Raw genomic sequence first — 17,720 nt, forward strand, 5'->3', positions numbered from 1 at the left:
GTCGGCCTCAGGCCCCGGAGCGCCCGGAGCTCGATTGCGGCGATGGCCGCGTCGCGCACCGCGGGGTCGTCGCAGGCGAGCGCCGGATGGGCAAGAAGCGCCAGGAGGTCGGGCGGCGCGGGCTCGCCGAGTGCCAGCGCCGCCGACAGCCGCGCCACCGTCGCCGCGGGGGTGCCGGAGAGCGGCTGGCCGCCCGAATCGTCCACCGCCACGTTCCAGCGGGCGAGTTCCGCCACCACGCGCCGTGCCAATGCCCGGTCCGGGGTCACCAGGGCGGCGTCGCGGGCGGGATCCTCCGCCACCTCGCGCAGGACGAGCGCGACGGCGAGCGCCTCCTCGCGCTCGTTGGCCGCCTCGATCACGGTGAGATCCGCCAGCGCTTCCGTGGGCACGGCGAGCCTGGCGTCTGCCCAGAGGTCGGTGGTGGCCGCCGGCCGCATCGCGCCGGAGACCAGCGCCTCCCGGCCAAAGGCAGCGGGCGGCGCCAGCGCCTCCACCTCGTCCCGGTCGATGCCCACATGGGCGATGAGGCGCTTCAGGCCGAACTGCGGATGGGCATGGCCCGCAGCGCCCGGGGTCCCGCCGATCGCTTCCCAAGATGCCGCGTCGAGGTCGGTGTCGAGGCCGGGCAGGATGAGGGCACCGCGCGGATGCTGCGCCACCATGCGCAGGAGGTCGCGCGTCGCGGGAATGGAGCCCGTCGATCCCGCCGCCACCAGCGGGCCTGGCGTCGCCGCGAGGCGGATCGTCTCGGCGGCGATGATGCGGTCGCGCCGGATCGCCGGCTCCTCCTGGCCGAGCGCGGCGAGATGGGCCGGCCAGTTGTCGCGGGCGATGGCGAGGAAGGCGCGTGTGATCTGCCAGAACTCGTCCAGCCCTGAATCGACGATCCCGTCGAGGTTCGACCAGGGCACCCGCTCGGTCGCCACCTGGTCCATCAGCCGCATGAGGTCGGCGGCGAGCGACAGGGCGTCAGCCGTCGCGGTGGAGACGATGAGCGGGTCGTCGCCCTTCAGCCGCATCACTGCGCGGTCGACGCTTTCCGCCCAGCGCCTGACCAGGGTGGCGAGGGTCAGCCGCCGGTCGAGCCCCGGCATGGCCGGGCCGATCGCGGCGAGACCGAGCACGTCGAGGGGCATCGGGTCGGCGAAGGCCCATTCCTCCTCGTCGACGTCGCCGATGGGGGTGATCCGCGGCAGGAGCACGGCGCCGGCCGGCGTCAGCTCGGCGAAGATGTCGCGCATCGCCCGGCAGGCGCGCCGGTTCGGCAGCAGGATCGTGCCTGCCGCCAGCGACAGGGGATCGGCATGGTCCGGCCAGCCGGGCACGACCCGGCCGGCCAGGATCGCCTCCGCGAGCGTGCGCAGGTGCGGACGCGAGGCGGGAATCGTCAGGACGCGGGGGTGAATCGCCATCCGCCAGTGGTGCCCCGCCGCGCCGGCCGCGGCAAGGTTGTGTCTGCACAGAAACACGGCACTGCTGCCATTTGTATGGCTGTTGATACCATTAGTCCTGCCCAAGCCCTGTCCAGTTGCAGCGCACAACTTCATCTCGACAGATGTTGCGCTGCAACTAGCCTCTGCGGGTCCTTCAGCCCGGAGACCTGCCATGACGCTCGATCGCCTCGACCGCCGCGACCTGATGAAGGGCCTCGCTGCCGCATCGGGCCTCGCCATGCTTCCGCACGGTGCGGCGCAGGCGCAGGAGAAAGTGATCCGCTACGGCATCTCCATGGCGGATATCCCGCAGACGACGGGCCAGCCGGACCGTGGCGCCGGCGGCTACCAGTTCACCGGTCACACGCTCTACGATCCCCTCGTCGCCTGGGAGATGAACGTCGCCGACCGGCCGGGCAAGCTCGCCCCCGGCCTCGCCACCAGCTGGGCGACCGACCCCGCCGACAAGACCAAGTGGGTCTTCCGGCTGCGCGACGGCGTCAAGTTCCACGACGGCTCCAGCTTCGACGCCGACGCGGTGGTGTGGAACCTCGAGAAGGTGCTCAACCCGCAGGCGCCGCATTTCGACCAGCGCCAGTCCTCCCAGGTCCGCGCCCGCCTGCCCTCCGTGGCGAGCTGGCGCAAGGTCGACGCCATGGCGGTGGAGATCACCACCAAGACGGTCGATTCCTTCTTCCCCTACCAGATGCTCTGGTTCCTGATCTCCAGCCCGGCGCAGTTCGAGAAGGTCGGCCGCGACTGGCAGAAATTCGCGCTGCAGCCCTCCGGCACCGGCCCCTTCCGCCTCGGCCGCCTGCAGCCGCGCGAATTCGCCGAACTGGTGCGCAATCCCGACTACTGGGACAAGGCGCGGCTCGCCAAGGCCGACCGCATCATCCTGTCCTGCCTGCCCGAGACCATCACCCGCACCAATGCCCTGCTCGCCGGCACGGTGGATTTCATCGAGACGCCGGCCCCGGACGTCATGCCGCGGCTGCGGCAGGCCGGCTTCCGCCTCATCGACAACGTCACCCCGCACGTGTGGAACTACCACCTCTCCACCCTGCCGGGCTCGCCCTGGACGGACGTCCGCGCCCGCAAGGCGGCGAATCTCGCCATCGACCGCGCCTCGGTGGTGGAGCTGATGGGCGGCCTCGCCAAGCCCGCCTACGGACAGGTCGACCGGTCGAACCCCTGGTTCGGCAAGCCGGGCTTCGAGATCAAGTACGACGTCGACGGGGCCCGCAAGCTGATGCGCGAGGCCGGCTATTCCGCGTCGAACCCGCTGAAGACGCAATTCATCATCGCTTCCTCGGGCTCGGGGCAGATGCTCTCGCTGCCGATCAACGAGCTCTGCCAGCAGATGTTCAAGGAGGCCTTCATCGAGATCGACTTCAAGGTCGTCGAGCTCGAGCCCCTCTATCAGGCCTGGCGCCAGGGCGCGGCGCACGAGTCGCTACGCGGCATCACCGCCAACAACGTCGCCTACCTCACCTCGGATCCGCTCTACGCCTTCATCCGCTTCTTCCATTCGGGCCAGGTGGCCCCGATCGGCGTCAACTGGGGCCACTACAAGAACCCGGAGGTGGATGCGCTGATCGACCAGGCCCTCGCCACAACCACGGAAGCCGAGCAGAACGCGCTGATGGCGCGCGTCCACGAGAAGGTTGTCGACGATTCCCTCCTCGTCTGGGTGGTGCACGACACCAACCCGCACGTCGCGAGCGCCAAGGTGTCGAGCTACACCCAGGCCCAGCACTGGTTCCAGGACCTGACGACACTGGGGTGAGGAGCTGAACGCGACAGGGACCGCCGGACCCGCCGCACCGCCCCATCCGTCATGGCCGGGCGTGTCCCGGCCATCCACGACTTGAACACCGCAGACGCAGACGAATGCGGGAATGCCCGGGCCAGGGCCCGGGCATGACGTCAGCAGGTTCGTGAGGGATTCCGGGACAGGCGGTGATCCGTCCGCCTGATCCCTCACGCCGGCGGCGTATAGCCCTTCGGCAGGCGGGCGCGCTCGATCTGCGAGATGTCGCAGGCGACGTCCACCATGGCGGAGAAGTCGTTCTGCCCATAGCCGCGGGCGCGCGCCTGGGAGAAGGCCTCCCGCGCCGCCGCAGCCACCGGCACCGGCACCCGCGCCGCATTGGCCGCCTGGATGATCAGCGTCAGGTCCTTGTGAGCGAGGTCGATGGAGAAGCCGGGCTCGGTGTCGCCCGCCAGCACCTTGTTCGGCCAATTGACCTTGAGCTGCCCGTTGGTTGCCGTCGTCCCGTAGAGCACGTCCAGCGTCTTCACGAGGTCGAGGCCGAAGCGCTGTGACAGCGACAGGGCCTCGGCGTTGAGCTGGCAGAGGATGATGGCGAGGTAATTGTTGACGAGCTTCATCCGCGTGCCGGCGCCGGGTCCGCCGGAATGGTGGATCGTGGTGCCCATGGCGTTGAGGAGCGGCAGCACGCGCTGGTAGTCGGCGTCGTCCGCCCCCACCATGAACAGGCTCTGGCCGCGGTCGGCATGCCAGGCGAGGCGGCCGATGGGCGCGTCGACGGCGGTCATGCCGCGGCGCCGGGCCTCCTCATGCAGGCGATCGGTGGTGTCCGGGTCGATCGTCGAGAGGTCGAGGATGAGCGTGCCAGGCTTCGCATGGTCGAGGACGCCGCCGGGCGCCAGGATCACCTCGCCCACCTCCTTGCCGGTCGGCAGCACGGTGACGACGATGTCGCAGGCGGCGGCGATCTCGGCCGGCGTGCCGCGCCTGGCGCCGAGCGCCTCGAGCGCCGCGACCGGAGCCTCGACCACGTCGTGGACCATGAGCGAAAAGCCCTTGGTCTGCAGGTTCGAGGCCATGCCCCGACCCATCTTGCCCAGTCCGATGAATCCGACCGTCATGCCTGTCCTCCCCATTGTCCGTCTTGTGTCGTTGCGGGAGCGGCGTCATGGTCCGCCCCTCGCGAAGGACGCGGAGCCTAGCCAGCGGATGAACGCCTTGCACCCTCAAGCTTTGCATGCCTCGCCCGCCGGATGGCCGGGCGACATCTTTTCCGCCCTGAAGGCGGCCCGCGTCCGCCAGGTCGCCTATGTGCCGGACGGCGGCCACGCCGAGCTCATCCGCGCCGTCCATGCCGATCCCGCGATGATCGCCATTCCGCTGACGACGGAAGAGGAGGGCGTCGCCCTCGTCTCCGGCGCCTGGCTCGGCGGCGATCGCGCCTGCCTGCTCATGCAGTCCTCCGGCGTCGGCAATTGCATCAACATGCTGTCGCTGGTCCGCAACATGGGCGGACCCTTCCTCACCTTCGTGACGATGCGCGGCGAATGGGGCGAGTTCAATCCGTGGCAGGTGCCGATGGGCACCGGCACGCCCGAAGCCTTCCGCCTCATGGGGGTGCACGTGCTGCGCGCCGACAGGCCCGAGGAGGTCGGCCCCGCCACCGCCGCCGGCATCCGGATGGCCTATGAGGGCGGCAGCGCCGTCGCCGTGCTCCTCGCCCAGCAGCTCATCGGCGCCAAGGTCTTCGTGAAATGAGCAAGCCCGTGAACCGCCTCGACCGCCGCGCCGTCGTCGCCCGCCTGCTGAAGGACCGCGGCGAGGCCATCGTCGTCACGGGCCTCGGATCGCCCACCTATGACGTCGCCGCCGCAGGCGACCACGACCGCAACGTCTATCTCTGGGGCGCCATGGGCGGCTGCGCCGTCATGGCCCTCGGCATCGCCCTCGCCCGTCCCGACACGCCCGTCATCGCCGTGACGGGCGACGGCGAGATGCTGATGGGCATGGGCTCCTTCGCCACCATCGCCATGCAGGCACCGAAGAACCTGACGGTTGTCGTGCTCGACAACGGCCTCTACGGCGAGACCGGCGGACAGGCCAGCCATTCCGTCGTCGCGAACCTCGCCGCGATAGCCGGCGCCTCCGGCATCGCCGATGCCCGCGCCATCGACGCCATGGGCGACGTCGAGGGGCTCGCTGCGCGGGCGACCGCGCTGGGCAACGGCCCCTGCGTCGCTGTGGTCAGGATCGAACAGGCGGAGCTCGAGCGGGTTCTCCCGACCCGTGACGGCCACGCCGTCCGCGCCCGCGTGCGCCAGTCCCTGGGGCTCTCGATCGACTGATGTTCTCGTCCGAGGAACTGGAGCGCTACGCCCGCCATATCGTCCTGCGCGAGGTCGGCGGGCCCGGCCAGCAGAAGCTGAAGGCGGCGCGGGTGCTGGTGATCGGCGCCGGCGGCCTCGGTGCCCCGCTCCTCCTCTATCTCGCCGCGGCCGGCGTCGGGACGATCGGCATCGTCGACGACGACGGCGTGGCGCTGTCGAACCTGCAGCGGCAGGTCATCCACCGCACCGAGGACGTCGACGTCCTCAAGACCGAGAGCGCGGCGGGCGCCATCCGCCGGCTCAACCCCCATGTCGAGGTCGTCGCCCACGTCACCCGGCTGACGGCGGCGAACGCCCGGGACCTCGTCCGCGGCTACGACATCGTCGCCGATGGTTCCGACAATTTCGCCACCCGCTATGCGGTCTCCGACGCCTGCTTCCACGAGGGCCGGCCTCTGGTGACGGCGGCGGTCGGCACCTTCGATGCGACGCTCACGACGCTCCGCCCGCACGAGAAGGCGGCCGACGGCACGCCGAACCCGACCTATCGCTGCCTCTTCCCCGACGCGCCGCCGCCGGGAACCGTCCCCTCCTGCCAGGAGGCGGGCATCCTCGGCGCGCTCACCGGCATCGTCGGCTCGATGATGGCCCTCGAGGTCGTGCGCGAGATCGTCGGCTTCGGCGAAGGGCTCGTCGGCCGCCTCCTGATGATCGACACCCGCGCCATGCGCTTCGAGACGGTGCGCTATCGCTGGGACCCGGAGAACCCGCTGAGCGGAGGAAACAAACAGTCAGAGTCTAGCACATAATCTCCTGGTAGCGATCATCCGATAGTTCTCTAATGTAGCGTTCTAATAAGATCGCCGATGTCTCTAATGACAGGGTATGTTCAATCATCTGAGACTTAATGTGCTTATGGAATGCTGAAAGAGACTGAAGAAACGATACTCTAGACTTGCAGTCAATTTTGTACGTCTCAATTCGCGAAACTTTTTTCCTCTCCCGTCGAGGTACAATCCGCACCTCATCATGACGCTGTGATACACGGGCGAAGCCAAAGAATTCTGGCTTTCCTCCTCTTGTCAGGTATCGACAGTACCCCGTGAGTCTGATTTTGCCTTGGGGATCTAGCTCTAGCGCTGATGTCTCTTCGGTAAGCTCGCGCAGCATTCCAATGCGGACTAGCCTGGAGAAGTCATTTCCTCCAACGAGGGCTGCTTTCTCGACATCAGCCCAATCTAGTGATCCGCTGGCGGTCGGACCAAACATCTGCTTGCCTTGCTCTTGTTCTCCTTGGAGCTGGTACAGGAGATACCCGTCACTCGACACCACGAGGAGCGAAACGCCAATGTGATTTGAAGCACTGCTCTCAGACAGTGCAAGAATACGCCCATCCCGATAGTAGTAGTCGATTCCATTTGCGCGACTTGAACCATCAACACGCCGTACGGCCAAGTTACCGGCTTCGTTCGTGATGTAGCTCGAAAAGTAGTCGGTCTTCTGAATGGCTAGGCTGATATCCTGATGAGATGTCGACAGTTCATTGTCAATGTCAGAACAGAGACGTACTTTCTCATCATTGGTAGTATCAGGGCGAATATTCTTATAATTGAATATATTCCCATATATCTCCCGTATATTTTGAGGAATCTGATAATGGCCGTCAATCGTGTAAAAAGATATGCGCAGTGCATCAAGATTTGAGTTGATCGATGAATAAGATATTGCCACTCCGTCGTTACATTTCACCAAGAAGGCGTGAGGGGGCAGCCGCCTGGACAGATGCGTCGGAAACTTGATTTTTTCGGCGTGACCTTTCCGTTGAGCAATGTAAGAAACGTAAGACTCGTATAGTAGCCAGATAAACCCAACTCCGGACAATGACCAGCCAAACAGCGACGCGCCCTCGACAAAGTATGCGAGAGCGGCGGGCGCGAGTGTTATGCAAAAACTCAGAAGAAGACGTTTGTCATAGCGCAGGAAGAATACGAAGCGGTCTATGAAGTGCTTCATATAATCCATATCGGAACCCTATCGCCTCACAGCATCGAGGGGAGCACGCGGTCCGGCGGCTTGTGGCCGTCCATGAAGGCCTTGATGTTCACGATGACCTTGTCGCCCATGTCGATGCGGCCCTCGATGGTGGCCGACCCCATGTGCGGCAGGAGCACCACCTTGCCGGCTTTCGCGAGCTTGATCAGCCGCGGATTGACCGCCGGCTCGCTCTCGAACACGTCGAGACCGGCGCCGGCGAGGTCGCCCGCCTCGATCATCCGCGTCAGAGCCACCTCGTCGATGATCTCGCCGCGGGCGGTGTTGACGACGAAGGCCTCCTTCTTGAGGAGCTTGAGCCGGCGCGCCGACAGGAGGTGGTAGGTCGCCGGGGTATGCGGGCAGTTCACCGAGACGATGTCCATGCGGGCGAGCATCTGGTCGAGGCTCTCCCAGTAGGTCGCGTCCAGGGCCTGCTCGAGCTTCTCGGGCAGACGGCGGCGGTTGTGATAGTGAATCTGCATGCCGAAGGCGGCGGCGCGGCGGGCCAGCGCCTGGCCGATCCGGCCCATGCCGACGATGCCGAGGCGCTTGCCGTGGATGCGCTTGCCGAGCATCCAGGTCGGCGTCCAGCCGGTCCATTCGCCGTGCTCGAGCACTTCGAGGCCCTCGGCGAGGCGGCGCGGTACGGCGAGGATCAGCGCCATGGTCATGTCCGCGGTGTCCTCGGTGAGGACGCCCGGCGTGTTGGTCACGGTGATGCCGCGCTGGATGGCGGTGGCGACGTCGATGTTGTCGACGCCGTTGCCGAACTGTGCGATGAGGCGCAGCTGCGGACCGGCCTGCGACAGCAGCGCGGCGTCGATCCGGTCGGTGACGGTCGGTACCAGGACCTCGGCCGTCTTCACCGCCGCGACCAGATCCGCCTGGCTCATCGGCGCGTCGTCGACGTTGAGGCGCGTCTCGAAGAGCTCGCGCATCCGCGTCTCGATGCTGTCCGGCAGTTTCCTCGTCACGACGACGAGCGGCTTCTTGCGGTTCGCCATGCCCCAACCTCTGGAATTCGCGCGGCCCGCCCCGAAACGGACCACTTGGCCGGTTGATTCCGGCCGGCCATCAAGCCTGTCTTAACCCTGAACGGCGACACTGGCTTCCGGCGCGACCTCTCTACCAGAAGGGTCGCGCCAGACAAAGCCGTCGGTCCCCCTCTCGCGACCAGTCTTTCGAAGGGTCCGGCGTCTGTCAGTCGCGTATTCGGGTGGCGGTGGGTTGCGTATGAGTGCTTTTCGCGTGAGTGCGGCCCTGGCCGCCGGAATCGCCGTTCTCGCCGGTGCGCCGGCGACCGCCGCCGAGATCACCGGCTCGCTGGGCTCGCAAACCCGGCTTCCCGTCCCCCGCTTCGTCAGCCTCAAGTCCGAGCGCGTCAACGCCCGCATGGGGCCGACCCGCGACCACCAGGTCATCTGGATCTACCAGCGCGCCGGCCTCCCCGTGGAGGTCACCGCCGAATTCGACAACTGGCGCCGCATCCGCGACCAAGACGGCACCGAGACCTGGGTCTTCCACTCCATGCTGTCGGGACGGCGCACCGGCGTCGTCATGCCGCGCGGCAATCCCGGCGAACTCGTGCCGCTGATGAACCGTGCCGGCGGCGACCGCATCGTGGCGCGGCTGGAGCCCAAGGTGCAGGGCACGGTCAGGAGCTGCAACGGCACCTGGTGCCGCATCACCGGCCAGGGCTTCGACGGCTGGATCGAGCAGACACGCCTCTGGGGCGTCTACCCCAACGAGAAGGTGGAGTGAGCGGGCGTCCGGTCCTAGTCTGTCCGCCATGACCGACGCCGACCGCCCCAGCCGCCTCGACCGCGCCGCCTTCGTCGCCCGTTTCGGCGGCGTCTTCGAACATTCGCCGTGGATCGCCGAGGCCGTCCACGACCGCGGCCTGACCGCAAGGCACGACGCGGCGGGGGAGCTGCATGCGGCGATGGTGGCGGTGATGCGGGCCGCCGGCGACGCGGCCAAGCTCGCCCTCATCCGCGCCCATCCGGACCTTGCCGGAAGGCTCGCCGCCGCCGGTCGTCTCACCGCCGAATCGACCGGCGAACAGGCCTCCGCCGGGCTCGACCGGCTCACCGACGAGGAGCGGGCCGAGTTCATGCGGCTGAACGAGGCCTATCAGGCCCGCTTCGGCTTTCCCTTCATCATCGCCGTCAGGGGCCGGACGAAGGACGAGATCCGGGAGGCTTTCGTCTCCCGGCTGGAGAACGACGCGCCTGCCGAATTCGCCGAGGCCCTGCGTCAGGTCGAGCGCATCGCGCTGCTGCGGCTGAAGGACCTGCTGCCCTAGCGGCGGGTTTCACAACGGGAGTGCGTCCTTCGAGGCTCGCTTCGCTCACCTCAGGGTGAGGACGTGGTGGCCTGCAGAGCGAGCGCAGCGCCAGCCCCCCGTGCCATTCACCACCCTCATCATCCTGGGGTGCGAGCCCCGGCGAAGCGTCAGCATCGCCCGGTGGCGAGCCTCGAAGGACGCACTTGCGTCGTGCAGCACGCAGTTGGGCTCTCGCCCCTCACCCCCCGATCACGCGTTCCAGCACCGCCCGCGCCCGCGCCTCGACGGCGGAGCGAGCCACGTGCCGGCCGCCGTCCACCACCCGCCGGCCCGAGACCCAGACCTCGCTGACGGCGCCGCCGGACGGCCCGAAGATCCACGAATCGAGCACCGTGTCACCGCCGCGCCCGGCAAAGGCCATGTGCCCGGCATCGAGCACGACCACGTCAGCCGGCGCACCCACTGCGATGCCGGCGGTTCCGAGCCCGAGCGCCTGCGTGCCGCCGGCAAGGCACGCCTCCAGCACCGTGCGGCCCGTCGAGCGGCCGCGATCGGCCAGCGCGGTGCGGCGGCGCGTCGCGAAGCGCTGCGCATAGTCGAGCATGCCGAGTTCGCCGGACGCCGAGATGGCGACGTTCGAATCCGTTCCGACCCCGAATCGACCGCCCTGCGCCTTGAAATCCACCCCGGCGAAGAGCCCGTCGCCAAGATTGGCCTCCGTCACCGGGCAGAGCCCGACCACGGCGCCGGCCGACGCCATCTGCCGGACCTCGAAAGGATCCGCATGGGTGGCGTGGATGAGGCACCAGCGCTCCGACAGCGCCGCCCAGTCGCCGAGCAGGGCGATCGGCCGCGTCCCGTGGGCGGCGAGGCAGTCCTCGACCTCCTTCACCTGTTCGGAGACGTGGATATGGACGGGACCTTGCGGGTAGGCCGCGAGCAGTGCCCTCAATTCGTCCTCGGTCACCGCCCGCAGCGAATGCGGCGCGATGCCGAAGCCGCCGCGGGCATAGGCCCCCGCCGCCGTCCGCGCGCCTTCCGCCACCCGGCCGAACAGGTCGAGGTCGCAAATGAAACGACGCTGGCCATCGCCGGGTGGCAGGCCGCCGAAGCCGGAATGGGCGTAGAAGACCGGCAGGATGGTGATGCCGAGCCCCGTCGCCTGCGCCGCCGCGATGCAGCGCCGGGCGAGTTCGGCCGGGTCCGCATAGGGCCGGCCGTCGCCGCCGTGATGCAGATAGTGGAACTCGCCGACCGTCGTGAAGCCAGCCTCCAGCATCTCGACATAGGCGAGCGCCGCGATGGCCTCGACGTCCTCCGGGTCGAGGGCGAGGGCGAAGCGGTACATCCAGTCGCGCCAGGTCCAGAAGGAGTCCTCCGAGCTGCCCGCCACCTCGGCGAGGCCGGCCATGCCGCGCTGGAAGGCGTGGGAATGGAGGTTCGGCAGGCCAGGCAGGGCGATACCGCGGATGCGCGTCGCGTCCGGCGGGGCGGCTCCGGTGGTGATCGCGGCGATTCGCCCGTCCGGGCCGACCGACAGGGTCATGTCGTCGCGCCAGCCCTCGGGGGTGAGCGCCTTGTCCAGATGGAGCTTGTCCATCGCCGTCTCCATGCTACGGTTTTTCGCCTAGCACTGTTGGGCGAGGAATACGACGTGCCGAGACAATCCCATGCGCGTTGACCGTCTCTTTCGCGACGCGCGGCTGGCCACCATGGCCGGCACCGGCGCGGATCACGGCCTCGGCCTCATCGAGGACGGCCTCGTCGCGACCGAGGGCGGGCGCATCGTCTATGTCGGCGCACGGGCCGACGCGCCGCGGCTCGATCCGGTCGAGACCATCCGCTGCGAGGGCCGCTGGATCACGCCCGGCCTGATCGATTGCCACACGCACCTCGTCTATGCCGGCAACCGCGCCCACGAATTCGAGCTGCGCCTGAAGGGCGCGAGCTACGAGGAGATCGCCCGCGCCGGCGGCGGCATCGTCTCCACCGTCAAGGCGACCCGCGCGGCGAAGCCCCGCGACCTCTGCGACGAGAGCCTGCCGCGGCTCGACGCCCTGATCGCCGAGGGCGTCACCACGGTCGAGATCAAGTCCGGCTACGGCCTCGACCTCGACACCGAGGAGAAGCAGCTCCGCGTCGCCCGCTCGCTGGCGGAGAAGCGCGACGTCGGCGTCGTCACCACCTTCCTCGGCGCCCACGCGCTTCCGCCCGAGGCGAACGGCGACAAGACCGCCTATCTCGACCTCGTCTGCCACAAGATGATCCCCGCCATCGCCCATCACGGGCTCGCCGACGCGGTGGACGCCTTCTGCGAGGGCATCGCCTTCTCGCCCGAGGAAACGACGCGCGTCTTTGCCGCCGCCGAGAAGCACGGATTGCCGGTGAAGCTCCATGCCGACCAGCTGACCAACCTCCACGGGGCGAAGCTCGCGGCGGATCACGGGGCCCTCTCCGCCGATCACCTCGAATACACCGACGAGGAGGGCGCCGCCGCCATGGCGAAGGCCGGCACGGTGGCGGTGCTGCTGCCCGGCGCCTTCTACTTCATCCGCGAGACGAAGGTGCCGCCCGTCGAGGCCTTCCGCCGCCACGGCACGGCCATGGCGCTCGCCACCGATTCCAATCCCGGCTCCTCGCCGCTGACCTCGCCGCTCCTCGCCATGAACATGGGCGCGACCCTGTTCCGCCTGACCGTGGCCGAATGCCTCCTCGGGTTCACCCGGAATGCGGCCAGGGCGCTGGGGCGCGACGACATCGGCGTGCTGGAGCCGGGCCGGCGCGCCGATCTCTGCCTCTGGTCGGTGGAGCGCCTCGCCGAGCTCGTCTACAGGATCGGGTTCAATCCGCTCTTCGCCCGCTACAGAGGCGCCTGATGTCCGGTCTCATCCGCGCCGGGGGCAATGCCCTCGGTCTCTGGCGTCAGGTCGCCGGCGGCGCCACGCCCGCCCTCGATCCGGCCACCCGCGGCGCCATCGCCCGGGGCCATGACCTCCTGATGGCGAAGGCGCGCGGCAACGACGCGGTCTATGGCGTCAATACCGGCTTCGGCAAGCTCGCCAGCGTCCGCATTCCCGCCGAGAAGCTGGCGGAGCTGCAGGTCAACATCGTCCGCTCCCACCAGGCCGGCATGGGCGAGCCGCTGGAGGAGCCGATCGTCCGGCTGGTCCTGGCGCTGAAGGCGGCGAGCCTCGCCCACGGCGCCTCCGGCGTGCAGCCGGCGACCGTCGACCTCCTGGTGGCGATGCTGCGCGAGGGCGTGCTGCCGGTGATCCCGGCGCAGGGGTCCGTCGGCGCCTCCGGCGACCTCGCCCCGCTCGCTCACATGGCGGCGGTGCTGATCGGCGAGGGCGAGGCGGTCTGGCGCAGTACGCGGATGTCCGGCGGCGAGGCGCTGGAAAAGGCGGGCCTCAAGCCCGTGGTGCTCGGCCCCAAGGAGGGGCTCGCCCTCCTCAATGGCACGCAGGTCTCCACCGCCCTCGCGCTGCATGGGCTCTTCCTCATCGAGAACGCCTTCGCCGCAGCCCTCGTCACCGGCGCGCTCTCCACCGACGCCATCGCCGGCTCCGACACCCCCTTCGACGCACGAATCCACACCCTGCGCGGCCAGCCCGGCCAGATCGCGGTGGCCGCCGTGCTGCGCGCCCTGATGGAAGGCAGCGTCATCCGCCGCTCGCACCTCGCCGATGATCCGCGCGTCCAGGACCCCTATTCCATCCGCTGCCAGCCGCAGGTGATGGGCGCGGCCCTCGACGTCATCCGCTCGGCCCAAGCCATGCTGCTCGCCGAGGCCAATGGCGTCACCGACAATCCCCTCGTCATGGCCGACAATGGCGACGTGCTGTCGGGCGGCAACTTCCACGCCGAACCGGTGGCGTTTGCCGCCGACATGCTGGCGCTGGCGGCCTGCGAGGTCGGCAACCTCGCGCAGCGTCGCTGCGCCATGTTGGTGGACCCGGTTCTCTCGGGGCTCCCGGCCTTCCTGGTGCGGGAGCCGGGGCTGAACTCCGGCTTCATGATCGCCGAGGTGGCGAGCGCAGCGCTCGCCTCCGAGAACCGCCAGAAGGCGGCGCCCGCGGTCACCGACACGATCCCCACCTCCGCCAACCAGGAGGATCATGTCTCGATGGCGACCCACGGCGCGCGCCGCCTCGGTCCCATGGCGGAGAACCTCTGCCGCATCATCGGCATCGAGGCGCTGATGGCGGCGCAGGGCATCGACATGCGCGCGCCGCTCGCCACCAGCCCGCTGCTCGGGAAGGCCCATGCGGCGATCCGCGCCGTCGCGCCCATGCTCGACCGCGACCGACCGCTCTCGGCCGAGATGGCGCGTGCCGCCGCGCTCGTCGCCTCCGGCGGCCTGACGACGCCTTTTGGCCATGTCGTCGAGCGGTTGTTCGGGGAGGGGTGAGGATGGTGGCTAACAACCCGTCACCAGCCTTTGTCTCGTGCCCGACCAGCCGCCGCTCCCCTTCACCTCTCGCTCTGGCCCGTTCCTCGCTGACTCACCGATCCGAGACGCCGCCCTGGACCTGTGAGGAAACCGTCGTCGCGACGACCGGGGCTGTGCTCAACCGCATGATAGCCGCTGCCCATCTGGAGGCCCGCCCATGACCACCCGTCTCGACAATTCGCGCCTCATCCGGGCGCCGCGCGGCCGCGAGATGACGGCGAAGACCTGGGGCGCGGAAGCGGCGCTCCGCATGCTGATGAACAATCTCGACCCGGAGGTCGCCGAGCGCCCCAACGAGCTCGTCGTCTATGGCGGCATCGGCCGCGCCGCCCGCGACTGGGAGAGCTTCGACCGCATCGTCGCGTCCCTGCGCTCCCTCGAGCCGGACGAGACGCTGCTCATCCAGTCCGGCAAGCCGGTCGGCATCTTCCGCACCCACACGGACGCGCCGCGGGTGCTGCTGGCCAATTCCAACCTCGTCCCGGGCTGGGCGACCTGGGACCACTTCCACCACCTCGATAAGCTCGGGTTGATGATGTACGGCCAGATGACGGCCGGCTCCTGGATCTATATCGGCAGCCAGGGCATCGTTCAGGGCACCTACGAGACCTTCGCGGAGGTCGCGCGCCAGCATTTCGGCGGTTCGCTCAGGGGCAAGTGGATCCTCACCGGCGGCCTCGGCGGCATGGGCGGCGCCCAGCCTCTCGCCGCCACCATGGCCGGGGCCTCCATGATCGCGGTGGAGTGCCAGCCGAGCCGCATCGAGATGCGCCTGAAGACGCGCTATCTCGACGCCGAGGCCCGCACCATTGACGAGGCGCTGGAGATGGTCGAGCGCTCGCACAAGGCCGGCAAGCCCATCTCCGTCGGCCTCCTCGGCAATGCCGCGGAGGTCTTCCCCGAGATGGTCGCCCGCGGCATCCGCCCTGATGTCGTCACCGACCAGACCTCGGCCCACGATCCGCTGAACGGCTACCTGCCGGCGGGATGGAGCCTTGCCCGCTGGGAGGAGGCGCGCGAGCGCGACCCCAAAGCGGTCGAGGCCGCCGCCAAGCAGTCCATGGCGACCCACGTGAAGGCCATGCTCGACTTCCACCGCATGGGCGTGCCGACGCTCGATTACGGCAACAACATTCGCCAGATGGCGAAGGACATGGGTGTGGCGGACGCCTTCGATTTCCCCGGCTTCGTCCCGGCCTATATCCGCCCGCTCTTCTGCCGCGGCATCGGTCCCTTCCGCTGGGCCTCGCTCACCGGCGATCCCGAGGATATCGCGAAGACCGACGCGAAGGTGAAGGAGCTGATCCCCGACGATCCCCACCTCCACACCTGGCTCGACATGGCCAAGGAGCGCATCCAGTTCCAGGGCCTGCCCGCCCGCATCTGCTGGGTCGGCCTCGGCGACCGCCACCGGCTGGGGGTCGCCTTCAACGAGATGGTGGCGAAGGGCGAGATCGGTCCCATCGTCATCGGCCGTGACCATCTCGATTCCGGCTCGGTCGCCTCCCCCAACCGCGAGACCGAGGCGATGAAGGACGGCTCCGACGCCGTGTCCGACTGGCCGCTGCTCAACGCCCTGCTCAACACCGCCTCGGGCGCGACCTGGGTGTCGCTGCATCATGGCGCCGGTGTCGGCATGGGCTATTCCCAGCATTCCGGCGTCGTCATCGTTGCCGACGGCACGCCCGAGGCTGCCGCGCGCCTCGGCCGGGTGTTGTGGAACGACCCTGGCACCGGCGTCATGCGCCATGCCGATGCCGGCTACGACATCGCGGTGGACTGCGCCCGGGAGAAGGGGCTGAAGCTGCCGGCGCTGGGCATCGGGATGTGAGGGGTCTCGCCCCGCCTGTCATTCCCGGCCGAGCAAAGCGAGGGGAATGGAATCCAGGGGGTGCGGCTCCGCTCTTGATTCCTGGACCCCCTTCCCTTGGCCTTCGGCCTCGCCGGGGGTGACGGACTGGCGAGGTCCCAGCGGCGGATCTACCTCTCCCCACCTGAGAGAGGAGTGAGATAGAGCTGCACTTGGAGGTTTAGCCCGCCCTCACCGCGTCATGCCCGGCCTTGTGCCGGGCATCCACGACTTGACCACGGCGCAGGTCGAAGAGGAGCCGACCACGGTTTTGGAAGACGCATCGCCCTGAACCAATTCGTGGATGCCCGGGACGAGCCCGGGCATGACGATCAGGGCGGTGCTTGCAGCTCAGCCCTCGTAGCGCCCGACGATGGAGATCGAGCAGACGTTCTGGTGCGGGAAGCCGCCGAGATTGTGGGTCAGCCCCAGCCGCGGCATGTCCTGGCGCTGCCGCTCGCCGGCCCGGCCCTGCATCTGCAGGTACATCTCGTAGATCATCCGGAGGCCCGAGGCGCCGATCGGATGGCCGAAGCACTTGAGGCCGCCGTCGATCTGGCAGGGGATGGTGCCGTCGGCGTCATAGAAGCCGTCGAGGATGTCGTGGATCGCCCGGCCCTCGGCCGAGATGTGCAGGTCCTCCATGGTGACGAGCTCGGTCACCGAGAAGCAGTCGTGCACCTCGATCAGGCTGATCTCGTCGCGGGGCTTCTCGATCCCCGCCTCCTGGTAGGCGCGGGTGGCGGCGATCCGGGTGGTGGCGAAATAGCTGCCGTCCCAGGAATTGTGCTGGGCCTCGGTGCCGTTCGACACCGAGACCTGCAGCGCCTTGACCGAGACGAGGTCCCTCTTCCCGAGGCTGCGGGCAATCTCCGGCGTCGTCACGATGGCGCAGGCCGCCCCGTCCGACACGCCGCAGCAGTCGTAGAGCCCCAGCGGCTCGGCGATCATCGGCGAGTTCAGCACCGTGTCGATGGTGATCTTGTTCCGCAGATGCGCCTTGGCGTTGCGGCCGCCATTGTCGTGGCTCTTCACCGAGACGTGCGCCATGGCCCGCTTCAGGTCCTCCGGCGCCGAGCCGTGCTTGGCGCGATAGGCGGCGGCGAGCTGGGCGAAATAGCCGGGCGCCGAGGCATTTGGCCAGGTCATGTTCGGCAGGGTGCCGCGGCCGCGCTGCGGCAGGCCGCCATAGCCGGTATCCTTCAGCTTCTCGACGCCGAGGGCGAGCGCGATGTCGGCCGCGCCGGATGCCACCGCATAGACCGCGCCGCGGAAGGCCTCCGTGCCGGTGGCGCAGAAGTTCTCCACCCGCGTCACCGGGATGTAGGGCAGGCGCAGCGCCACCGCGAGCGGCACGGCGGACTTGCCGACATGCTGCTCCTCGATGGCCGTCCCGAGCCAGGCGGCGTCGATCTGCTTGGTCTCGATGCCGGCGTCGCCGAGCGCCTCCGTATAGGCCTCGACCATCAGGTCCTCGGCGTTCATGTCCCAGCGCTCGCCGAACTTCGAGCAGCCCATGCCGAGAATGGCGACCTTGTCGCGAATGCCCTTGGCCATGGC

General features: G+C 68.6%; 13 protein-coding genes and 2 pseudogenes. 9 read left to right on the forward strand and 6 right to left on the reverse strand.

Translation table 11 applies throughout. The features are described 5' to 3' along the window. Positions 1-1,415: pseudogene (locus tag ACT6XY_RS11770) on the reverse strand (double-strand break repair protein AddB); the annotation flags it as partial. Between the two features lie 193 nt (positions 1,416-1,608). Here ACT6XY_RS11770 and ACT6XY_RS11775 point away from each other — a divergent pair. Beyond that, complete coding sequence (locus ACT6XY_RS11775; protein ID WP_444748512.1) at positions 1,609-3,225, forward strand: ABC transporter substrate-binding protein; 1,617 nt, start codon at positions 1,609-1,611, stop codon at positions 3,223-3,225. 194 nt (positions 3,226-3,419) lie between these two features. Here ACT6XY_RS11775 and ACT6XY_RS11780 read toward each other — a convergent pair whose 3' ends face one another. Beyond that, on the reverse strand, positions 3,420-4,346 hold the full coding sequence (locus tag ACT6XY_RS11780) for an NAD(P)-dependent oxidoreductase (protein ID WP_444748513.1): 927 nt from the start codon (positions 4,344-4,346) through the stop codon (positions 3,420-3,422). A 73-nt stretch (positions 4,347-4,419) separates the two neighbouring features. On the opposite strand from ACT6XY_RS11780, the gene ACT6XY_RS11785 reads away from it, so the two are divergent. Genes ACT6XY_RS11785 through ACT6XY_RS11795 form a run of 3 tightly spaced genes read left to right on the forward strand, consistent with a single transcriptional unit; the run spans position 4,420 to position 6,346 of the window. Continuing rightward, positions 4,420-4,968, forward strand: a complete 549-nt coding sequence (locus ACT6XY_RS11785) for a phosphonopyruvate decarboxylase (protein ID WP_444748514.1) — start codon at positions 4,420-4,422, stop codon at positions 4,966-4,968. Next, positions 4,965-5,555, forward strand: a complete 591-nt coding sequence (locus ACT6XY_RS11790) for a thiamine pyrophosphate-dependent enzyme (RefSeq protein WP_444748515.1) — start codon at positions 4,965-4,967, stop codon at positions 5,553-5,555. The genes ACT6XY_RS11785 and ACT6XY_RS11790 overlap by 4 nt, the downstream gene beginning before the upstream one ends. Continuing rightward, complete coding sequence (locus ACT6XY_RS11795; protein ID WP_444748516.1) at positions 5,555-6,346, forward strand: HesA/MoeB/ThiF family protein; 792 nt, start codon at positions 5,555-5,557, stop codon at positions 6,344-6,346. The genes ACT6XY_RS11790 and ACT6XY_RS11795 overlap by 1 nt, the downstream gene beginning before the upstream one ends. Here ACT6XY_RS11795 and ACT6XY_RS11800 read toward each other — a convergent pair. Then, a complete protein-coding gene (locus ACT6XY_RS11800) occupies positions 6,336-7,559 on the reverse strand; it encodes a hypothetical protein (protein WP_444748517.1) in 1,224 nt (407 codons plus the stop codon). The two genes, ACT6XY_RS11795 and ACT6XY_RS11800, sit on opposite strands and share 11 nt — an antisense overlap. 17 nt (positions 7,560-7,576) lie before the next feature. After that, on the reverse strand, positions 7,577-8,575 hold the full coding sequence (locus tag ACT6XY_RS11805) for a 2-hydroxyacid dehydrogenase (RefSeq protein ID WP_444748518.1): 999 nt from the start codon (positions 8,573-8,575) through the stop codon (positions 7,577-7,579). Between the two features lie 229 nt (positions 8,576-8,804). On the opposite strand from ACT6XY_RS11805, the gene ACT6XY_RS11810 reads away from it, so the two are divergent. Both ACT6XY_RS11810 and uraD read left to right on the forward strand, forming a co-directional pair. Then, positions 8,805-9,332: an SH3 domain-containing protein gene (locus ACT6XY_RS11810; RefSeq protein ID WP_444748519.1), complete on the forward strand. Its 528-nt coding sequence runs from the start codon at positions 8,805-8,807 to the stop codon at positions 9,330-9,332. Between the two features lie 46 nt (positions 9,333-9,378). Further along, positions 9,379-9,876: pseudogene (gene uraD, locus ACT6XY_RS11815) on the forward strand (2-oxo-4-hydroxy-4-carboxy-5-ureidoimidazoline decarboxylase); the annotation flags it as partial. Between the two features lie 220 nt (positions 9,877-10,096). On the opposite strand, the gene ACT6XY_RS11820 reads toward uraD, so the two are convergent. Next, on the reverse strand, positions 10,097-11,458 hold the full coding sequence (locus ACT6XY_RS11820; RefSeq protein WP_444748520.1) for a formimidoylglutamate deiminase: 1,362 nt from the start codon (positions 11,456-11,458) through the stop codon (positions 10,097-10,099). 70 nt (positions 11,459-11,528) lie between these two features. Between ACT6XY_RS11820 and hutI the strand changes: the two genes are divergently transcribed. The 3 genes from hutI (at position 11,529) to hutU (ending at position 16,142) form a co-directional block, all read left to right on the forward strand. Beyond that, positions 11,529-12,734, forward strand: coding sequence for an imidazolonepropionase (gene hutI / locus ACT6XY_RS11825; protein ID WP_444748521.1), 1,206 nt, complete (start codon positions 11,529-11,531; stop codon positions 12,732-12,734). Next, positions 12,734-14,269: a histidine ammonia-lyase gene (hutH, locus tag ACT6XY_RS11830; RefSeq protein WP_444748522.1), complete on the forward strand. Its 1,536-nt coding sequence runs from the start codon at positions 12,734-12,736 to the stop codon at positions 14,267-14,269. Before hutI ends, hutH begins: the two co-directional genes overlap by 1 nt. A gap of 199 nt (positions 14,270-14,468) precedes the next feature. Further along, entirely contained in the window at positions 14,469-16,142 is a 1,674-nt protein-coding gene (gene hutU / locus ACT6XY_RS11835) for a urocanate hydratase (protein WP_444748523.1), read from the forward strand. A gap of 369 nt (positions 16,143-16,511) precedes the next feature. Here hutU and ACT6XY_RS11840 read toward each other — a convergent pair whose 3' ends face one another. Then, positions 16,512-17,717 carry an acetyl-CoA acetyltransferase gene (locus tag ACT6XY_RS11840; protein WP_444748524.1) on the reverse strand — a complete coding sequence of 402 codons (1,206 nt, stop codon included), beginning with the start codon at positions 17,715-17,717 and terminating at the stop codon, positions 16,512-16,514. Positions 17,718-17,720 lie beyond the last annotated feature (3 nt).

Origin of the sequence: Phreatobacter sp., assembly GCF_052440005.1 — a bacterium.
Taxonomy (GTDB): domain Bacteria; phylum Pseudomonadota; class Alphaproteobacteria; order Rhizobiales; family Phreatobacteraceae; genus Phreatobacter.